This window comes from Sphingomonas sp. R1 (assembly GCF_025960285.1).
In the GTDB taxonomy this organism is placed as follows: domain Bacteria; phylum Pseudomonadota; class Alphaproteobacteria; order Sphingomonadales; family Sphingomonadaceae; genus Sphingomonas.
This window is the reverse complement of sequence record NZ_CP110111.1, coordinates 590,525-609,164: the sequence shown is the minus strand read 5'-3', so window position 1 is coordinate 609,164 and position 18,640 is coordinate 590,525. Positions and strand designations below refer to the sequence as shown.

General features: G+C 67.5%; 16 protein-coding genes. 7 read left to right on the top strand and 9 right to left on the bottom strand.

The genetic code is table 11. The annotated features are described in order from the left end of the window. Positions 1-12: 12 nt before the first annotated feature. Positions 13-1,200 carry an RsmB/NOP family class I SAM-dependent RNA methyltransferase gene (locus OIM94_RS02955; RefSeq protein ID WP_264608639.1) on the bottom strand — a complete coding sequence of 396 codons (1,188 nt, stop codon included), beginning with the start codon at positions 1,198-1,200 and terminating at the stop codon, positions 13-15. 142 nt (positions 1,201-1,342) lie between these two features. Here OIM94_RS02955 and OIM94_RS02950 point away from each other — a divergent pair, with 142 nt between their 5' ends. Next, positions 1,343-3,109, top strand: a complete 1,767-nt coding sequence (locus tag OIM94_RS02950; protein WP_264608638.1) for a sensor domain-containing diguanylate cyclase — start codon at positions 1,343-1,345, stop codon at positions 3,107-3,109. Here the strand turns inward: OIM94_RS02950 and guaB are convergent. The 3 genes from guaB to OIM94_RS02935 all read right to left on the bottom strand — a co-directional run bounded on the left by guaB (position 3,094) and on the right by OIM94_RS02935 (position 5,895). Beyond that, a complete protein-coding gene (gene guaB, locus OIM94_RS02945; RefSeq protein WP_264608637.1) occupies positions 3,094-4,551 on the bottom strand; it encodes an IMP dehydrogenase in 1,458 nt (485 codons plus the stop codon). The two genes, OIM94_RS02950 and guaB, sit on opposite strands and share 16 nt — an antisense overlap. Positions 4,552-4,627: 76 nt before the next feature. Next, positions 4,628-5,026 carry a hypothetical protein gene (locus tag OIM94_RS02940; protein WP_264608636.1) on the bottom strand — a complete coding sequence of 133 codons (399 nt, stop codon included), beginning with the start codon at positions 5,024-5,026 and terminating at the stop codon, positions 4,628-4,630. A 59-nt stretch (positions 5,027-5,085) separates the two neighbouring features. Continuing rightward, complete coding sequence (locus OIM94_RS02935) at positions 5,086-5,895, bottom strand: HpcH/HpaI aldolase/citrate lyase family protein (RefSeq protein ID WP_264608635.1); 810 nt, start codon at positions 5,893-5,895, stop codon at positions 5,086-5,088. A gap of 51 nt (positions 5,896-5,946) precedes the next feature. On the opposite strand from OIM94_RS02935, the gene OIM94_RS02930 reads away from it, so the two are divergent. Genes OIM94_RS02930 through OIM94_RS02920 form a run of 3 tightly spaced genes read left to right on the top strand, consistent with a single transcriptional unit; the run spans position 5,947 to position 9,238 of the window. Continuing rightward, positions 5,947-6,930, top strand: coding sequence for an SPFH domain-containing protein (locus OIM94_RS02930; protein ID WP_264608634.1), 984 nt, complete (start codon positions 5,947-5,949; stop codon positions 6,928-6,930). Between the two features lie 8 nt (positions 6,931-6,938). After that, positions 6,939-7,397 (top strand): NfeD family protein, encoded by a 459-nt coding sequence (locus OIM94_RS02925; protein WP_264608633.1) that lies wholly within the window; start codon positions 6,939-6,941, stop codon positions 7,395-7,397. A gap of 20 nt (positions 7,398-7,417) precedes the next feature. Continuing rightward, entirely contained in the window at positions 7,418-9,238 is a 1,821-nt protein-coding gene (locus OIM94_RS02920) for a DUF885 domain-containing protein (protein WP_264608632.1), read from the top strand. A 36-nt stretch (positions 9,239-9,274) separates the two neighbouring features. On the opposite strand, the gene OIM94_RS02915 is transcribed toward OIM94_RS02920, so the two are convergent. The 5 genes from OIM94_RS02915 to carA form a co-directional block, all read right to left on the bottom strand. Beyond that, positions 9,275-9,901: a rhomboid family intramembrane serine protease gene (locus OIM94_RS02915; protein ID WP_264608631.1), complete on the bottom strand. Its 627-nt coding sequence runs from the start codon at positions 9,899-9,901 to the stop codon at positions 9,275-9,277. An 8-nt stretch (positions 9,902-9,909) separates the two neighbouring features. Beyond that, positions 9,910-10,386: a transcription elongation factor GreA gene (greA, locus tag OIM94_RS02910; protein WP_121079359.1), complete on the bottom strand. Its 477-nt coding sequence runs from the start codon at positions 10,384-10,386 to the stop codon at positions 9,910-9,912. 304 nt (positions 10,387-10,690) lie between these two features. Further along, complete coding sequence (gene carB / locus OIM94_RS02905) at positions 10,691-14,020, bottom strand: carbamoyl-phosphate synthase large subunit (RefSeq protein WP_264608630.1); 3,330 nt, start codon at positions 14,018-14,020, stop codon at positions 10,691-10,693. Next, positions 14,020-14,382, bottom strand: a complete 363-nt coding sequence (locus OIM94_RS02900) for a ribonuclease E inhibitor RraB (protein WP_264608629.1) — start codon at positions 14,380-14,382, stop codon at positions 14,020-14,022. The genes carB and OIM94_RS02900 overlap by 1 nt, the downstream gene beginning before the upstream one ends. Further along, positions 14,379-15,542, bottom strand: a complete 1,164-nt coding sequence (carA, locus tag OIM94_RS02895; RefSeq protein WP_264608628.1) for a glutamine-hydrolyzing carbamoyl-phosphate synthase small subunit — start codon at positions 15,540-15,542, stop codon at positions 14,379-14,381. Before carA ends, OIM94_RS02900 begins: the two co-directional genes overlap by 4 nt. 142 nt (positions 15,543-15,684) lie before the next feature. Between carA and OIM94_RS02890 the strand changes: the two genes are divergently transcribed. The 3 genes from OIM94_RS02890 to dnaG all read left to right on the top strand — a co-directional run bounded on the left by OIM94_RS02890 (position 15,685) and on the right by dnaG (position 18,629). After that, positions 15,685-16,137, top strand: coding sequence for a GatB/YqeY domain-containing protein (locus OIM94_RS02890; protein WP_264608627.1), 453 nt, complete (start codon positions 15,685-15,687; stop codon positions 16,135-16,137). A 49-nt stretch (positions 16,138-16,186) separates the two neighbouring features. Beyond that, complete coding sequence (locus OIM94_RS02885) at positions 16,187-16,603, top strand: endonuclease domain-containing protein (RefSeq protein ID WP_264608626.1); 417 nt, start codon at positions 16,187-16,189, stop codon at positions 16,601-16,603. Positions 16,604-16,733: 130 nt separating this feature from the next. Then, positions 16,734-18,629: a DNA primase gene (dnaG, locus tag OIM94_RS02880; protein ID WP_264608625.1), complete on the top strand. Its 1,896-nt coding sequence runs from the start codon at positions 16,734-16,736 to the stop codon at positions 18,627-18,629. Positions 18,630-18,640 lie beyond the last annotated feature (11 nt).

The following is an 18,640-nucleotide window of genomic DNA, read 5'->3' as shown; positions in this document are numbered from 1 at the left end:
CATCGCCACGGGCTAGCATTGCCGCACCAGCTTCGCGACAAAAAAGCCGTCGGTCGTGTCGTGGCGGGGTGTCAGCCGCAGCCCCTGCCCCCGCGGCCGCCCCGCCGGTGCCGCCAGCGGCTCGGCCGACCAGCCCGGCTGCGCGGCAAGGAAGCGCTCCACCTGCCCCGCCCCTTCGACGTCGAGCAGCGAGCAGACGATGTGGATCAGCGTGCCGCCCGGCCGGACCAGCCGTGCCGCCACGTCCAGCAGATGCGCCTGGGTATCGACGTAGCGATCGAGCTGCGACGGGGTCAGCCGCCAGCGCGCCTCAGGGTTGCGGCGCCAGGTGCCCGTGCCCGAGCAGGGCGCGTCGACCAGCACGAGATCCGCGCGGTCGCGCCAGTCGGCAAGCCGATCCGCCTCGCGGCCCGGATCGAGCAGCAGCGTCTCGGCGATGGAAATACCGGCACGTTCGGCACGCGGCATCAGGCGGGACAATCGGGGACGGTCGACATCGCAGGCAAGGATGGTCCCGCGATTGTCCATCTCGGCCGTCAGGGCCAGCGTCTTGCCCCCGCCGCCCGCACAAAGGTCGATCACGGTCATGCCCGGCGCTGCGCCCGCCAGCGCGCTCACCAGCTGGCTGCCCGCGTCCTGCACCTCGAACAGCCCGTCAAGATAGGCCGGCGTACGATCGACCGGCGTATCTTCGGGCAGGCGCAAGGCGTCGGGTGCGAACGGCAGGGTGGCGGCGCCTTCGAACATCGCCGCGATTGCGGTGACCGTCGCCTTCCCTCGGTTCACCCGAAGATCCAGCGGTGCGCGATCCAGCAGCGCCGCGCGCTCCGCTGCATCCAGCCCGGATGCCTCGAATGCCGCCTCTAGCCACGCCGGCGCGACGCCGGGCGCCGCGACGGGCTCGCCTTCCGCGATCGGCGCCGGGCCATAACGGGTGCCGTCGAACAGCGCGGCAAGGGCCGGATCCACCTTCGCCAACGCAAGCAGCGCCGCCCGTCCCGACTGCGGCACTTCGCCGCAATGCCGGATCGCGTCATAGACAAGGGAGCGGATGGCGCGGCGATCCTTCGATCCCGCAAAGCGCCGCTCCGCGAACCAGCGTGCCAGGATCACGTCGGCAGCGGCCCCGCGATTGCGCGCCGCCGCGATAATCTGGTCGAGCACATCGATGGCCATTTGCACGCGGGCAGAGGGAGTCATGCGCGAACCGCTAGTCCCTGCCGGGCTCGAATGCAAAGCGGGAACCTCGAAACCCTCATAATCAAGAAGATAGCATTCTGCAGTAATAGTTCGTAAACCATTATGGATGCATTTGGAGCGGATGGGGTTCGGGGGAGCTGGGGTGGTACGCAGTATGGCGATCAAGGCCCTGCTCCGTGGTATCGCGGTGCTGTCGGCCCTGCTGGCTCCGTGGATGGCGAATGCGGTTCCCGTGCCACGGGATTCGCGACTGTGCCACGCGGTCACCGCGCTTTCGGCTCCCGACGCCGTTCTCCCGCAGCTCCGCTTCACCTGCACGCCGAGCGCCACCGGCTATAATCACGGCAGCCTGTGGGTGCGCCTCGATCCGCGTCGCTACCCGACGGGCGGCGACGCGGTAACGCTGCTCGTGCACCATACGCGCTTCGACCGCCTGTCGGTCGCCTTTCGCTACGCCAACGGCACGACGGAGTGGCAGCAGGTTCGCAGCGGCGCCTTCGAGGATCATTGGCGCCCCGGCGCACAAATTGCTTTCACGCCGAATGATCGCTCGGCGCCGCTCGCATCGATCACGCTGCGGGTCGACCGGCTGACCAGCTACCAGCTCCTCCGGCTTCGGCTGGTCAGTGCCGGTGAGGCGGACATCGAGAATGGCCTGCTCTCGGCGCTGATCGGCGCCGCGCTGACCCTGCTGGTCGCGGGCGCGCTCTACAATTTCTCGCTCGCCCTGGGCATCCGCCGCCAATATCTCGCCTGGCAGGGCGCCTGGGCAGTCGTCGTCTTCTTCTGGGGTGCGATCTGGTCGCAATTCGGTCTGCTGGTGGCGCCCGGCATGGCCGGGACGATCGCGGCGCAAAGCTGCACCGCGCTGTCCGTGCTGTCCGTGCTGCTGGCGACGCTCAGCACGACCACCGCCCTAGAACGCGGCATGGTGCCGCAACCGCTCCGTTTGCTCGCGCTGCTGTTCGGTTTCGCGGTGGCGCTGATCGGCATCCCGGCGACGCTGTCGCGCAGCACCGTGCTGGAGCAGATCGCGCCCGTGCTCGCCGTCACCATCCTCGGCAATCTGCTGCTGGTGCTGCTTTCCTTGTGCTGGGCCATCCGGCGCGGCAGCATCGAGGCGCGGGACCTGCTGGCGGCCTGGTCGGTGCCGATGGCGGCGCTGGCGTTGACCCAGGTCGTCGATATCGGCAGCCGGCTATGGGGCGGCGGGTCGCAGATCCTGGTGCTGTTCGCGTCGGCCTGGCAGACGATCTGGCTGTCGATTGCGGCGAGCCGCCGCCTTGCCCGCCTGCGCGCCGAACGCGATCTCGCCCGTGCCGCCGAGGCCCGTGCAAGCGAACTGGCCGAGCGCGACCCCCTTACCGCGATCCGCAACCGGCGCGGGTTGATCGAGGCCGCACAGGTGCTGATCACCGCCGCCGGCGAGGATCAGGCGACCATCGGCTTGCTGCTGATCGACATCGATCGGTTCAAGGCGATCAACGACGAGCACGGGCATGATGCCGGCGACGTCGTGCTGTGCGCCATCGCCGCCCGACTGGCGCGCTGGGAAGGGCCGCGTTGCGCCGTCGCACGCCTTGGCGGCGAGGAATTCGCGATGGTGCTCACCCATCGCAGCGGCGCAGCGCTGACCGCGTTCGCGGATCATGTACGCCAGGAAATCGCGGCGTGCGATCACAGCGCAGCCATCGGCGCGCAGCCTGTAACGGTCAGCGTCGGCATCGCCGAGGCGACCGGCGCGTGCGATTTCGGGCAGCTCTATCGGGACGCGGACCGCGCACTCTATGCCGCCAAGCGCGGCGGCCGCGATCGGGTGTGCCGGATCGATCCCACCGCCGACGTCCAGCCGCCGTCGCGCGCGATGCTGCAGGCGACGGCGGAAACCCTGGCTCAGCGCGTCGGGTAGTTCGGCGCCTCGCGGGTGATCGTCACGTCGTGGACGTGGCTTTCCTTAAGGCCCGCATTGGTGATGCGCACGAAGCGCGCCTTCTTCTGGAACTCGGGCAGCGTCGCCGCGCCGACATAGCCCATCGACGCCTTCACGCCGCCGACAAGCTGGTGGATCACGTCGCGCGCCGGGCCCTTGTAGGGGACCTGGCCCTCGATGCCTTCGGGGACGAGCTTGAGCTGGTCCTTGATATCCTGCTGGAAATAGCGGTCGGCCGAACCCTTGGCCATCGCGCCGACCGAGCCCATGCCGCGGTACGACTTGTAGGCACGGCCCTGGTACAGGAAGGTCTCGCCCGGCGCTTCCTCGGTGCCCGCGAGCAGCGAGCCGATCATCGCCGCGCCCGCGCCGGCGGCCAGCGCCTTGGCGATGTCGCCCGAGGTACGGATGCCGCCATCGGCGATCACCGGCACGCCCGACTTGGCGGCTTCGTTGGCGGCGTCCATCACCGCGGTAAGCTGCGGCACGCCGACGCCGGCGACGACGCGGGTGGTGCAGATCGAGCCCGGCCCGATGCCCACCTTGATGCCGTCCGCGCCCGCATCGATCAGCGCGCGTGCCGCTTCGGCCGTCGCGATGTTGCCGGCGATCACCTGGACCCGGTTGGAGAGCTTCTTCACCCGCTCGACCGCGCGGCTGACGTCCTTGTTGTGGCCGTGCGCGGTGTCGATCACGATCAGGTCGACTTCGGCATCGACCAGTGCCTCGGTGCGGGCAAAGCCTTTGTCGCCCACCGTCGTGGCGGCAGCGACACACAGCCGCCCGCCGGCATCCTTGGTGGCGTGCGGATAGGTGACCGCCTTCTCGATGTCCTTCACCGTGATCAGGCCGACGCAGCGATAGGCGTCGTCCACCACCAGCAGCTTCTCGATGCGGCGCTGGTGGAGGAGGCGGCGCGCCTCTTCCTGCGCCACGCCGACCTTCACCGTCGCGAGGTTCTGGTGGGTCATCAGTTCGGAAACGAGCTGGTTGGGGTTCTCGGCGAAGCGGACGTCGCGGTTGGTGAGGATGCCGACGAGCTTCCCGTCCGCTTCGACGATCGGGATGCCGCTGATCCGGTGGCGGGCCATCAGCGCCTGCGCCTCGGCCAGCGTGCCGCCGGGCGTCATGGTGATCGGGTTGACGACCATGCCGCTTTCGAACCGCTTGACCGCGCGGACCGCCTCGCACTGCTCGTCCACTTCCATGTTGCGGTGGAGCACGCCGATGCCGCCGAGCTGCGCCATCACGATCGCCATGTCGGCTTCGGTGACGGTATCCATCGCCGAGGAGAGGATCGGGATGTTGAGTGCCAGGTTCTTCGTCACGAAGGTGCGCGTATCCGCCATGCTCGGCACGATTTCGGATTCGCCCGGATAGAGGAGGACGTCGTCGAACGTGAGGCCGAGAGGGATTTCCATGGGGTGCGCCAAATCCTTGAGTCGAATGTTGGCGGCCCATGTAACCGCAAGGGTGCAGATGCGCTAGGGGGCAGCTTCAGGCGTGCACCGGCGGCATGCCCGGATAAAGCAGGTCTCGCTCCACCTGGACCTGCCGGCGGATCGTTTCTCCCAGCTTTTTCGAGGCCGCGACATAGGTCGACCAGTTCTCCACCGCCTTGGCGGTGGGCCACGCGCTGATATGGTCGGTGTAGAGCATGCGCATCTCGAAGCTGCTGCCGCGCAACGACTGGACGACCTCCCCTCGCGCCCCGCCCTGCTGCAATGCTGCGTTCACCAGCTGGTCTACCGCCTGGCGGCGTGCGGCGACGGCGCGGGCGGTCTGATATCGAACCCGGGAAAGCTCCGCGAGGTTGCAGCACGGCAACGCCAGCAGATTCTCGATCGCCCCGATCGCCTGGAGCAGCGCCATGTCGAGTTCGTGCATGTTCTCCATGTACTTCTACTTAGGAGAAGGGCGCCGCCGCAGGGCTTCCGCCCGCCAGAATTATTCCCCTATCCCGCACGCTCCAGCACGGCGCGGGCCTGCTCGACGTGCATCGCCTCGATCATCCGGTCGCGAAAGCGCTCCGCACCGCCGCGCGCGGCCTCGAGCAATGCGCGCGCTTCGAGGATTTCATCCGCCGTGGGTGCGAATGCCTGCGCCGCGACGGCGATCTGGCCGGGGTGGATCAGCGTCTTGCCGTCGAAGCCGAACGCTCGCCCCTCCGCGCATTCCGCTGCAAGCCCTTCGGGATCGGCCAGCGCGTTGAACACGCCGTCGAGTGCCCAGCCGCCGCCGGCTCGCGCCGCCAGCACCACCGTCTGCAATGCCAGCGACAGACCGGCCCGCCCCGCCCCGGCCGGGATCTCGAGCGTTGCCTTGAGGTCATTGGTACCGGCGATCAGTCCGGCGACCCCGGGCACCGCCGCGATCGCCGGGGCGGCAAGGACGCCGGCGGGCGTTTCGATCATCGCGAGGATGGGCTTGCCCGCCGCCGCCGCGATGCGCGCGGCCGTGGCGGCATTCTCCACCTTGGGGACGACCAGGATGGCGGCCGCGGAGCCGGCGATCGCCGCGAGATCGGCCGCATGCTCGGCCGTGTCCGCGCCATTGATCCGGATCGCCGCGATGCGCTCGCCAAAGCCCTCGGCCATCGCCGCCACGGCCGCATGCCGCGCGGCATCCTTGTCCTCGGGTTTCACCGCGTCCTCGAGGTCGAGGATCACCATGTCGCAGGCAAGCGTGCGGGCCTTGGCGATCGCACGCGCATTGGAGGCTGGGAGGAACAGGGCGGTACGGGGAGCGAGAGCCATGCTGGTCATGGCCGTTCTCTATGCTAGCACTAGGCCCCATTGCGAGGGGAGTCGGGGCGTATGGACGTGCTTTTCGTGTTTCTGGCCGGCCTGGCGGCGCTGGTGCTGTTCTACCTGCTGGCCAGCGTGAAGATCGTCACCCAGGGCTATCAATACACGATCGAGCATTTCGGCCGCTTCACCACCGTCGCTGCTCCCGGCTTCAACTTCTACCCCGCGCTGTTCTATCGGGTGGGCCGCAAGGTGAACATGATGGAGCAGGTGATCGACATTCCCGGCCAGGAAATCATCACCAAGGACAATGCGATGATCTCCACCGACGGGGTGGTGTTCTTCCAGGTGCTCGACGCGGCCAAGGCCGCCTATGAAGTCTCCGACCTCTATGTCGCTCTGCTTCAGCTGACCACGACCAACCTGCGCACCGTGATGGGATCGATGGACCTGGACGAGACCCTGTCGAAGCGCGACGAGATCAACGCTCGGCTGCTCTCGGTGGTCGACCATGCGACGACGCCCTGGGGCGTCAAGATCACCCGCGTCGAGATCAAGGACATCCGCCCGCCGGCCGACATCGTCAACGCGATGGGCCGCCAGATGAAGGCCGAACGCGAGAAGCGCGCCAACATTCTCGAGGCCGAGGGCACCCGCCAGTCGGAGATCCTGCGCGCCGAGGGCCAGAAGCAGGCGCGTATCCTGGAGGCCGAAGGCCGCCGCGAATCCGCCTTTCGCGACGCCGAGGCGCGCGAGCGTGCGGCGGAGGCCGAGGCCAAGGCGACGCAGCTGGTATCGGACGCCATCGAATCCGGCAGCGCGCAGTCGCTCAACTATTTCATCGCGCAGAAATATGTGGAGGCGGTCGGTAAGTTCGCGACCTCGCCCAACGCCAAGACGATCCTGTTCCCGGTCGAGGCGACCCAGCTGATCGGCACGCTGGGCGGCATCGGCGAACTGGCCAAGGAAGCGCTGTCCGGCGGCGCTCCCAAGGCGCCCGCCGTCCCAACGCAGCCCGCCCGCCGTCCCGGCCCGTTCGACCAGCAGGACTGATCCCCTCGGTGGACTGGCTGCACCACCCGCCCTTGCTCTGGCTGATCGCGGCGGTTGCGCTGGGCGTGGCCGAGCTGGCGATCCCGGGGGTCTATCTCGTCTTTCTCGCCGTCGCGGCGGCGATCACGGGGGTATTGGCGCTGGTCCTACCCGAGCTGCCGCTCGGTGGGCAGCTGCTCGGTTTTGCCGCCTGGTCGGTCGCGGCGGTGCTGATCGGACGGCGCTGGTATCGGGACTTCCCCGTGCCGAGTGCCGATCCGCTGCTCAACGATCGCGTCGCGCGGCTGATCGGTGAGGTCGTCACCGTCGTCGAGCCGGTGAGCGATCTTGGCGGTCGCGTACGCGTCGGCGATGGCGAATGGCCTGCGCGCGGACCCGATCTTCCTGCCGGGGTCCGCGTGCGGATCGTCGGCGCTAACGGGGCGACGCTGCGCGTCGAGCCCTTGCCCGCCCTTCCCCAAGACTGAACATCATCGAGGTCGAAACCATGCGTACCACCCGTCGCGACGTGCTGCTCGGATCGAGCGCCCTGCTGGCCAGCGGCGCGTCCGCCCGCCCTGCGTTCGCCGCAGCACCTGCCGCCGAAGCCCAGGCCCAGGCATTGATCGAGCGCACCGCCGAGGCGCTGCTGGTGCTCAACCCCGAGGGCGCGACCGGGCTCGGCATCGACAAGGGCGCGCGCGCCGCGCTCAAGCACCGGCTTGGCGACCGTACGCCGGCGGGCGTCGCCAAGATGGCCGCCCACCTCAAGGCCACGCTCGCCGAGATCGACCGGATCGACGTCAATGCGGTCAGCCCCGAGATGCGTGTCCATCTCGACGTGATCCAGACCGCCTATGCCAACGGGCTGAAGGGCATCGCCTTCCCCTATGGCGACGTGGCAGTCGGCAGCTGGCGCAACACGCCCTATGTCGTGATCCAGAATGTCGGCGCCTATATCGACATTCCCAAGATGCTCGACAGCGATCACCAGATCGCGACGCGCGATGACGCCGATGCCTATCTGGACCGGCTCCAGGCCTATGCCGGCGCGCTCGACGGCGAGACGGTGCGGCTGCAGCAGGCGGCCAGCGTCGGTGTGATCGCGCCCGACTTCCTGCTGGACAAGTGCCTCAAGCAGATCCACCTCGCCCGCAGCGGCGATCCCGCCAAATGGGACGTGGTGACCTCGCTCGCCAAGCGCACCACCGCCATGCCCGGAGCCTACGAGGCGCGCGCGACGAAAATCGCCGCGGAGCGGATCGCCCCGGCGCTCGACCGCCAAATCGCCGAACTGGAGAAGCAGCGCGCCCGCGCCACGTCGGACGCCGGCGTGTGGAAGTTCAAGGACGGGGATGCGTACTATGCCTGGGCGCTGAGCGCCGGCACCACCACGACCATGTCACCGGACGAGGTCCACGCGATGGGCAAGGCGCAGCTCGCCGAGTTGCAGGCCGAGATGGGCACGATCCTCAAGTCGCTCGGCTATACCCAAGGCTCCGTCGGCGCGCGGATGCGCGGGCTCGCCACCGACAAGCGCTTCGCCTTCCCGGAGAACGATGCGGGCCGGGCCGAGATCATCCAGATCCTCCAGAAAAGCATCGACGACATGCGCGGCCGGATGCCGCAGGCGTTCCACACGCTGGTTCCCGGCAATGTCGAAGTGAAGCGCATTCCCGTAGTCGAGGAAGCCGGTGCCGCCGGGGCCTATGGCGGCCCGGGTACGATCGACGGCAAGGTCCCCGGACGGCTGTGGGTCAATCTGCGCTCGACCGGCATCTGGACGCGCTTCAGCCTGCCCGACCTCGCCTATCACGAGGCGATCCCCGGCCATGCCTGGCAGGGCGAATATACCTTCAAGATGCCGCTGATCCGCTCGCTCCTCCAGTTCAACGCCTATTCCGAAGGCTGGGCCCTCTATGCCGAGCAGCTGGGCGACGAGCTCGGCGTCTATGCCGAGAACCCGGCGGCGAAGCTCGGCTATCTCCAGTCGCTCGGCTTCCGCGCCTGCCGGCTGGTGGTCGACAGCGGGCTGCACGCCAAGCGGTGGACCCGCGAGCAGGCGATCCGCTGGTTTGTCGAGGCGAACGGCTCGTCCGAGGACGAGGTGCAGGGCGAGGTCGACCGCTATTGCTCCTGGCCGGGTCAGGCCTGCGGCTACAAGGTGGGGCACACCGCAATCAACCGCCTGCGCACCCAGGCCAGGACCGCGCTCGGCGACCGGTTCGATTTCCGCGCCTTCAACGACGCGCTGCTGCTCGGCGGCAATGTACCGATGACGGTGCTCGGCCATGTGATCGACCGGCACATCGCGCAGCGAAGGGGATGAAAGAAGGGGTATCCCGCCCGGTCACGGGCGGGTCCCTCAGGCGTGGCGCCAGCGCCAGAGCAGCATCGGCCGGGCGAGCGCCAGGCCGAGGAAGAAGCCGCCGATATGCGCCCAGATCGCCACGTCGACGCCGCCCTGCAGGAAGGCGAAGCCCATCAGCAGATTAACCCCGATCCAGGCGGCTGCCAGCCAGGCGATGTGCACAACCTGCGCCGGGATCGGCCCGATCGCCTTGGCGCGCTGGCGGCCGTAGAGCAGCGAATAGGCGCCGACCACCGCCGAGCTGGCCCCGCTCGCGCCGATCATCGGGGCGGTCGACATGGGCCCAGCAAGCCACTGCGCCGCACAGGCGGCATAGGCGCCGATCAGGTAGAGCGTGACGATCCCCTTGGCGCCGATCGCCCGTTCGGTCTCCCGTCCGGTAAAGGCCAGCATCAGCATGTTCATGCCGAGATGCGCGAGACCGCCATGGATCAGTGCCGAGCTGAGCGGCGTTGCCCATACCGGCACCACCAGCCCGGACAGCATCAGGCCGCCGGTAACCCGCGCCGGGATGAACCCCGCCGCATACTGGATCTGCGCCACGTTCGGGGCGAAATTGGCGAGGAGGCTCACCACCACCGTGACGGCGACGATCACCGTCGTGGCGCTGACCTTCGGCATCGGCTGCCTCAGATGAATTCGACCTTGGAGACGAGGTAATAGCGGTCGCCTGCCGGCACCGACACCTCGACCTCTTCGTCGACCTTGCGGCCGATCAGCGCGCGGCCGATCGGCGAATTGTACGAGATCCGGCCCTTGCTGGCATCCGCCTCGGTCTGGCCGACGATCTGGTAGGTGACCGGCTTGTCGTCCTCGTCGAGCAGCGTCACGGTCGCGCCGAACACGACCTTGTCGCCCGAAAGCTCCTTGGGATCGATGATCTGGGCGCGGCTCAGCTTGTCCTCGATGTCGGCGATGGTCGCCTCGACCTGGCCCTGGCGCTCCTTGGCGGCATGGTACTCGGCGTTTTCGGAGAGATCGCCATGCGCGCGCGCTTCCTCGATCGCATCCACGATCAACGGCCGCTCGGCCTTCAGCCGCTTCAGCTCCTCGCTGAGCTTCTGATAGCCTTCCGCCAGCATCGGCATCTTCTCGACGGTCGCCATAACGCCCTTGTCCTTCAATACGCCCCCGGTACCGACCGTCGCCCGAAAACGACGTCCGCACACTTACATCGGTTGGGGAAATCCATTGTGCGAACGCGAATAGTAAGTCGCGGGGCGAAAAACATCAAGGCGGGGGACGGAGAAGTAATATTTTGCCCTGCTCTTAAGGCGTCCGCTCCTCTCCCGCATGCGGGAGGGGTTGGCGGAGGGATCGACGTGGAAGAAGCGCTGAATGGCTCAGCCCCTCCCTAGCCCTCCCTCCCGCAGGCGGGAGGGGAACGCAGCCCCCTCCCCAGCGGCACATTCACCCCCGCGAGGCGAAATAGGCCTGGATCGGCTGCACCTCGATCGGGTTGCTGCGCATCGCCGCGATCGCCCGTGCCGCCGCGACGCTGCCCGGCGCCGTGGTGAAGTACGGCACCTTCTGCGCCAGCGCCGAGGCGCGGATGCTCATCGAGTCCTTGAGCGACTGCCAGCCTTCGGTGGTGTTGAAGATCAGCGCGACGTCGCCGTCCTGGATACGGTCGACGATGTGCGGGCGGCCCTGCGCCACCTTGTTCACCGTCTCCACCGCGATCCCCTCGGCCGCCAGGAACTCGGCCGTGCCGCTGGTCGCGATGATCTTGAAGCCGAGCTCGGCCAGGATCTTCACGCCGGGCAGCACCACCGCCTTGTCGCTCTGCTTGACGCTGACGAACACCGTGCCGCCTTGCGGGAGCACCGTGCCGGCACCGAGCTGCGACTTGGCGAAGGCGGTGGCAAAGTCCTTGTCGATGCCCATCACTTCGCCGGTCGACTTCATCTCGGGCGAGAGCACCGGATCGACGCCGGGGAAGCGCGCCCAGGGGAACACGGCTTCCTTGACCGCGATGTAATCGATGTCGCGGTCGATCACCGGCAGGTTTGCCAGCTTCTCGCCCGCCATCACCCGGCTGGCGATCTTGGCGATCGGCGCCCCGATCGCCTTGGCGACGAACGGCACCGTGCGGCTGGCGCGCGGGTTGACCTCGATGAGATAGACCTCGCCGTCCTTGACCGCGAACTGGATATTCATCAGCCCCTTGACCTTGAGCGCGCGCGCCAGTGCCACGGTCTGGCGCTCGATCTCGGCGATGATCTCGGCAGGCAGGCTGTAGGGCGGGATCGAGCAGGCGCTGTCGCCCGAATGGACGCCGGCTTCCTCGATATGCTGGAGCACGCCGGCGACCACCACATCGGTGCCGTCGGCGATCGCGTCCACGTCCACCTCGATCGCGTCGCGCAGATACTGGTCGATCAGCACCGGCGAGTCGCCCGAGACCTGCACCGCGGTCTGGATATAGTCGTCGAGCTGCTGGAGGCTGTCGACGATCTCCATCGCCCGGCCGCCCAGCACATAGCTCGGCCGCATCAGCACCGGATAGCCGATCCGCTCGGCCACCCGCACCGCCTCGTCGCGGCTGCGCGCGATGCCGTTGGCCGGCTGCTTGAGGCCCAGCTTGGCGACGAGATCGGCGAAGCGCTCGCGATCCTCGGCCAGGTCGATCGCGTCGGGGCTGGTGCCGAGGATCGGGATGCCGGCATCCTCCAGCGCCTTGGCGAGGTTGAGCGGGGTCTGCCCGCCGAACTGGACGATCACGCCGACCAGCTCGCCCTTCGACTTCTCGACCTCGAGGATCTCGAGCACGTCCTCGGCGGTCAGCGGCTCGAAATAGAGCCGGTCCGAGGTGTCATAGTCGGTGCTCACCGTCTCCGGATTGCAGTTGACCATGATCGTCTCATAGCCCGCATCGGCCAGCGCGAAGCAGGCGTGGCAGCAGCAATAGTCGAACTCGATTCCCTGGCCGATCCGGTTCGGACCGCCACCGAGGATGACGACCTTGCGGCGCTCGCTCGGCTCGGCCTCGTTCTCGGGCTCGCCGAAGCTCGGCGCCTCATAGGTCGAGTACATGTAGGGCGTCTTCGCCTCGAACTCGGCGGCGCAGGTGTCGATCCGCTTGAACACGGGGCGCACGCCCAGCCGGTGGCGCAGCTTGCGCACCTCGGCCTCGGTCACGCCGCCGGAGATGGCGTTGGCGATCTCGCCGATCAGGCCCGAGCTGCGCGCCATGACTTCGCTGCCCGCGCGGAGGTTGACCGACTTGAGCGCCAGATAGGCCAGCCGCTTGTCGCTGAAGCCCATCGCCTTGAGGCGGCGCATGCCGGCCGCGTCCTGCGGCAGGCCGTTGGTGGCCACGTCCTTCTCGGCATCGAGGATCTCGGCGATGCGCTCGAGGAACCAGGGGTCGTAGCTGGTGAAGCGCTGGACGTCCTTCAGGCTGAAGCCCTCGCGCATCGCCTGCGCCGCGATCAGCAGCCGGTCGGGCGAGCGGACGGTCAGCGCCGCCTCGATCACGTCGCGCGGCGCGCCGACCAGCCGGTCGACATCGTTGAAGCCGCTGAGGCCGGTTTCCAGCCCGCGCAGCGCCTTCTGGATCGATTCGTGGATCGAGCGGCCGATCGCCATCACTTCGCCGACCGACTTCATCGCCGTGCCCAGCACCGCCTCGGCGCCCTTGAACTTCTCGAAGGCGAAGCGCGGGATCTTGGTGACGACATAGTCGATCGTCGGCTCGAAGCTGGCCGGGGTGGCACCCGTGATGTCGTTGTCGATCTCGTCGAGCGTATAGCCCACCGCCAGCTTGGCCGCGACCTTGGCGATCGGGAAGCCGGTCGCCTTGGACGCCAGCGCCGAGGAACGGCTGACGCGCGGGTTCATCTCGATCACGATCAGGCGGCCGTCCTTCGGATTGACCGCGAACTGCACGTTCGAACCGCCTGTTTCGACGCCGATTTCCCGGAGACACGCGATCGATGCGTTGCGCATGATCTGGTATTCCTTGTCGGTCAGCGTCAGCGCCGGCGCGACGGTGATCGAATCCCCGGTGTGCGTGCCCATCGGATCGATATTCTCGATCGAGCAGACGATGATGGCATTGTCGTTCCGATCCCGGACGACCTCCATCTCATACTCTTTCCAGCCGAGCAGCGATTCCTCGATCAGCACCTCGGTGGTCGGCGACAGGTCGAGGCCCGAGCGCACGATCGCGATGAATTCCTCGCGATTATAGGCGATGCCGCCGCCCGAGCCGCCCATGGTGAAGCTGGGGCGGATGATCGCGGGCAGGCCGACATAGTCGAGCGCGGTCAGCGCCTCGGCCTCGGTGTGCGCGATCGCCGAGCGGGCGCTTTCGAGCCCGATCTTGGTCATCGCGTCCTTGAACTTCAGCCGGTCCTCCGCCTTGTCGATCGCATCGGCGTCGGCGCCGATCATCGTCACGCCGAACTTCTCCAGCGTGCCGTCGCGGAACAGCGCGAGCGCAGTGTTGAGCGCGGTCTGGCCGCCCATCGTCGGCAGCACGGCGTCGGGCCGCTCCTTCTCGATGATCTTGGCGACGACCGCGGGGGTGATCGGCTCGATATAGGTCGCGTCGGCCAGCTCGGGATCGGTCATGATCGTCGCCGGGTTCGAATTGACCAGGACGATGCGATAGCCCTCTTCCTTCAGGGCCTTGATCGCCTGCGTGCCCGAATAATCGAACTCGCATGCCTGACCGATGACGATCGGCCCCGCGCCGATGACGAGGATGGAGGAGATGTCGGTGCGCTTGGGCATCAGTGTTTCATTCCAGTTTCTGCGACGCAGCCCCAGCCGTCATATTCCAGGCCGAAATACGTCTCTATCCGCAGGCAGAGCTCGGTTAGAGCGCGTATCGATGCTTCGTCGGTGCGTTGTTCACGTTCAAGGAAGAGCCAGAGCTCCCCGTCTTCGTTTTGCTCGTCGCCCAGTACGGTGAACCCCAGCTCTTCCGCAGCCTCTTCGAGCGCGGCAAGCGCCTTGCCCGAGCCGCGGAAGCTGACGTCCACGGAGCGAGCAATCGCCGGGTTGTCACCGTTGGCAGCAAGACTCTGCAGCACGTCCTGATCCTGCGCCCATTCTTCCTCGAAGCGGGCGGGATCGAACGGCGGCAGGTTCACGCCATCATCCCCACGAACCGCTCGAACAGATAGAGGCTGTCCTGCGGGCCCGGGCTGGCCTCGGGGTGGTATTGCACGCTGAACGCCGGGCGGTCGGTGAGTTCGATGCCGGCATTGGAGCCGTCGAAGAGCGACACATGCGTCTCGCGCGCATTGGCCGGCAGCGTCCCGCGCTCCACCGCGAAGCCGTGGTTCATGCTGGTGATCTCGACCGCGCCGTCTTCCAGCCGCTTGACCGGGTGGTTGGCGCCGCGATGGCCCTGGAACATCTTGGTGGTCTCGGCGCCCACCGCGAGGCCGAGCAGCTGGTGGCCGAGGCAGATGCCGAACAGCGGCTTGCCGGTCTCGAGCAGCTGGCGGATCACCGGCACGGCATATTCGCCGGTCGCCGCCGGATCGCCCGGGCCGTTGGAGAGGAAGAAGCCGTCCGGATTGAACGCCATCACCTGCTCGAAGGTCGCGGTAGCGGGCAGCACGGTCACGTCCGCGCCGGCCTGCACCAGGTTGCGGAAGATGTTGCGCTTCGAGCCATAGTCGATCGCGACGACCTGCGGGCGCTTGGTCTCCGGGCGGCTGGTGTCATAGCCGGCGCCGAGCTTCCACACGCCGCCTTCCCAGCCGAAATGCGTCTCGCACGAGACGGTGACGGCGAGGTCCATGCCCTCCAGCCCCGGCCAGGCGCGCGCCTTTTCCAGCAGCGCGTCGAGGTCGAACTTGCCCTCCTTCGAGTGCGCGATCACGCCGTTCGGGGCACCACCGACACGGATCCGGCGGGTGAGCGCGCGGGTGTCGATGCCCGACAGGCCGATGCGGCTGTGCTTCGCCATCCAGGCATCGAGATGCTCGGTGCTGCGGAAGTTCGACGGCTCGGTCACGTCCTCGCGGACGATCATGCCCAGCGCATGGGGATCATCGGCCTCGATGTCGTCCGGGTTGGCGCCGACATTGCCGATGTGCGGGAAGGTGAAGTTGATGATCTGACCGGCGAAGCTCGGGTCGGTCATGATCTCCTGATAGCCGGTCATCGCGGTGTGGAAGCACACCTCGCCGACGGCATCGCCTTCGGCACCGAATCCTCGACCCCACAATATCTCGCCGCTCGCCAGAACCAGAACGCCCGTGGCTCCAACGGGCATGGACAAGGGTTTGGCGTCGGCCATTTGGGGCGGGCACTCCTGCTTTGGGTTTGCGATGTTGCTAAGGGCCGCCCGCTAGACCCCGATGGCCGCACCGTCAATCTGTTAAGTTTTTTGGGCCTGGGCTATGGTCGCAGGCTTTCCCGGACAAGATCGAGAGACACGGATGATTCGCGACGACATCAAGGCTGCGCTGGTGACTGCCATGAAGGGCGGGGACAAGGCGTCGACCGCCACGATCCGCCTGATCCAGAGCGCGATCAAGAACCGCGACATCGAGGCCCGCACCGGCAAGGCGCCCGAGGACGACGACGTGCTGGTGGTCGAGGTGCTGCAGAAGATGGTCAAGCAGCGCCGCGAATCGATCGAGATGTACGAGAAGGGCAACCGCCAGGAACTGGCCGACGCCGAAGCCGCCGAGGTGGTGGTGATCGAGCGCTTCCTGCCGGCGCAGATGAGCGAGGCGGAGACGACCGCGGCGATCGAGGCGATCAAGGCCGAGCTGGGTGCGGGCGGCATGAAGGACATGGGCCGGGTGATGGCCGAGCTGAAGGCGCGCCACGCGGCGCAGCTCGACATGAGCAAGGCCAGCGCGCTGGTGAAGGCGGCGCTGAGCTGAGATGGACGCTCCCCCTCCCTTCCAAGGGAGGGGGTTGGGGGGCGGGTGCATGTTTACACACAGCAAGCTCTGGATGCAGGCACGCGCCAAGGAACTTCGCCACAACCCCACGCCGATGGAGCAGAAACTCTGGCAGCGCCTTCGCGCGTCGCAGCTCGAAGGGCTGAAGTTCCGCTTCCAGCATGTAATCGAACCGGCGATCGTCGATTTCTGCTGCCCAAGCATCGGGTTGGTGGTCGAGATCGACGGCGACACCCACGACGCGGACGCAGATCGCGACCGCGATATCGGACTGGCGCAGCTGGGCTACACCGTCCTCCGGTTCACCAACCACGAGGTTGCCACCAATCTCGATGGCGTCCTCCAGACGATTGCGGATCGGGCACGCGGTCTGCCCATTCGGCAGTGGAACCGAGGCTCCACCCACCCCCCGGCCCCCTCCCTTGGAAGGGAGGGGGAGCGCTAGCGGCCTTCGTTCCCCCTCCCTTCCAAGGGAGGGGGAGGGAGCCGCGCAGCGGCGGAAGGGGGTGGGTGATCGATCGCCTACCCGCCGCCGCCATCTTCCCGACTCACCCACAAAGGCGCATCACTTCCACGTGTCCCTCACCCCCGCCTTTCTCGACGAGCTCCGCGCCCGCACCACGCTCTCCACGCTCATCGCCAAGTCGGTGAAGCTGCAGCGCGCGGGCAAGGAGTTTCGCGCCTGCTGCCCGTTCCACAACGAGAAGACCCCCAGCTTCTACGTCAACGACGACAAGGGCTTCTACCATTGCTTCGGCTGCGGCGCGCATGGCGATGCGATTCGCTGGATGACCGACCAGCGCGGCCTGCCCTTTATCGATGCGGTGAAGGAACTGGCCCAGGCCGCCGGGCTCGACATGCCCGAGCAGGACCGTCGCGCCGCCGAAAAGGCCGAGCGCGCCAAGGGCCTGCACGAGCTGATGGGCGAAGCCGCGACCTGGTTTACCGAGCGGCTGAACGGCATCGAAGGCGCCGAGGCACGCGCCGTGCTCCAGCGCCGCGGCATCACCCCCGAGACTGCCCGCACCTTCGGCCTCGGCTTCGCCCCCGATTCGCGCGGCAAGCTCAAGGACGCGCTGAAATCCTATGGCGATCCGATGCTGGTCGAATCCGGCATGCTGATTGCCGTCGAGGGCAAGGAGCCGTACGACCGGTTCCGCGGCCGGCTGATGATCCCGATCCGCGACGTCCGCGGACGGACCATTGCCTTCGGCGGAAGAATCATCGGAGAAGGCGAGCCCAAGTACCTGAATTCGCCGGAAACGCCTTTGTTCGACAAGGGCCGCACGCTCTATAATCTCGATTCAGCCCAGGCCGCTGCGCGCAAGGCGGACCGGGTGATCGCGGTCGAGGGCTATATGGACGTGATCGCGCTCGCCCAGGCAGGCTTCGGCGAAGTGGTGGCGCCGCTCGGCACCGCGCTGACCGAACATCAGCTCGAACGGCTGTGGCGCCTCTCCGAAGTCCCCCTGCTCTGCTTCGACGGCGACAGCGCCGGGCAGAAGGCCGCGCTGCGTGCCGCACACCGCGCGCTGCCGATGCTCGCGCCGGGCCGCAGCCTCGCCTTCGTGACCCTGCCCCAGGGCCTCGACCCGGACGATCTCGTCCGATCGCAGGGTCCCGCCGCCTTCGAAGCGCTGCTCGCAAAGCCTGAGCCGCTGGTCGATCGCCTCTGGGCGAGCGAAGTCGCCGCCGGCCCGCTCGACACGCCCGAGCAGCGCGCGGGGCTCAAGCGCCGCCTCACCGAACTTGCCGAACAGATCCAAGATCCGAATGTAAAGCACGAATATATCGCAGAATTCCGTGCTCGCGCCGATCAGCAGTTCGGCCGCGGCCCGCGCGAGTTCCGCAAGGACCAGCGCGGCCCCGCCCCTGCCCGTCCGCAGCAGCGCGGCACCCGCAACGCCCGCGGCGGCTGGCAGCCGCCCGAGCCACCGCCCTCGCATCTGATCAAGGGCGTGCAGGCGAGCGGGCTCGATCCCATATTGGCACGCGCGGTGCTCGCCGGGCTGATCCGCCACCCGGTCGAGATCGCCCGTCACATGGAGATCCTCGGCAGTCTGCGCAGCGCCTCGGGCGCACTCGGGCGGCTGTTCGAAGCCGTTGTCGAGGTAGCGCTTACCATTCCGACGGTGCGTCAACTTGATAGCGAGGATTTCCTCACCATATTGGCCCGGTCCGGTTTCGATTCAGTGGCAAGCGAGTTGCTTCGCGCAGACACGCTCCCCTTCTCCTTCACGCGGCCCGCGGCCGACGTGACGAAGGCGCGCGAAGATCTGGGCGAAGCGATTGCGGTGATGGCGGCGCAACCCGCCGTCGATGTTGCGCTCGCCGAGGCGACCGCTGCCCTGATGCGCGACGGCACCGAGGAAGCGTTTGCCCGTCAGGTAGCGCTTTCGCGGCAACGGCAGGAGCTTTTGGATCGGCTTGCCAATCTGATGCTTGCGGAAGACGGTGATTTTGAGGAATAGAGGCGGTGTAA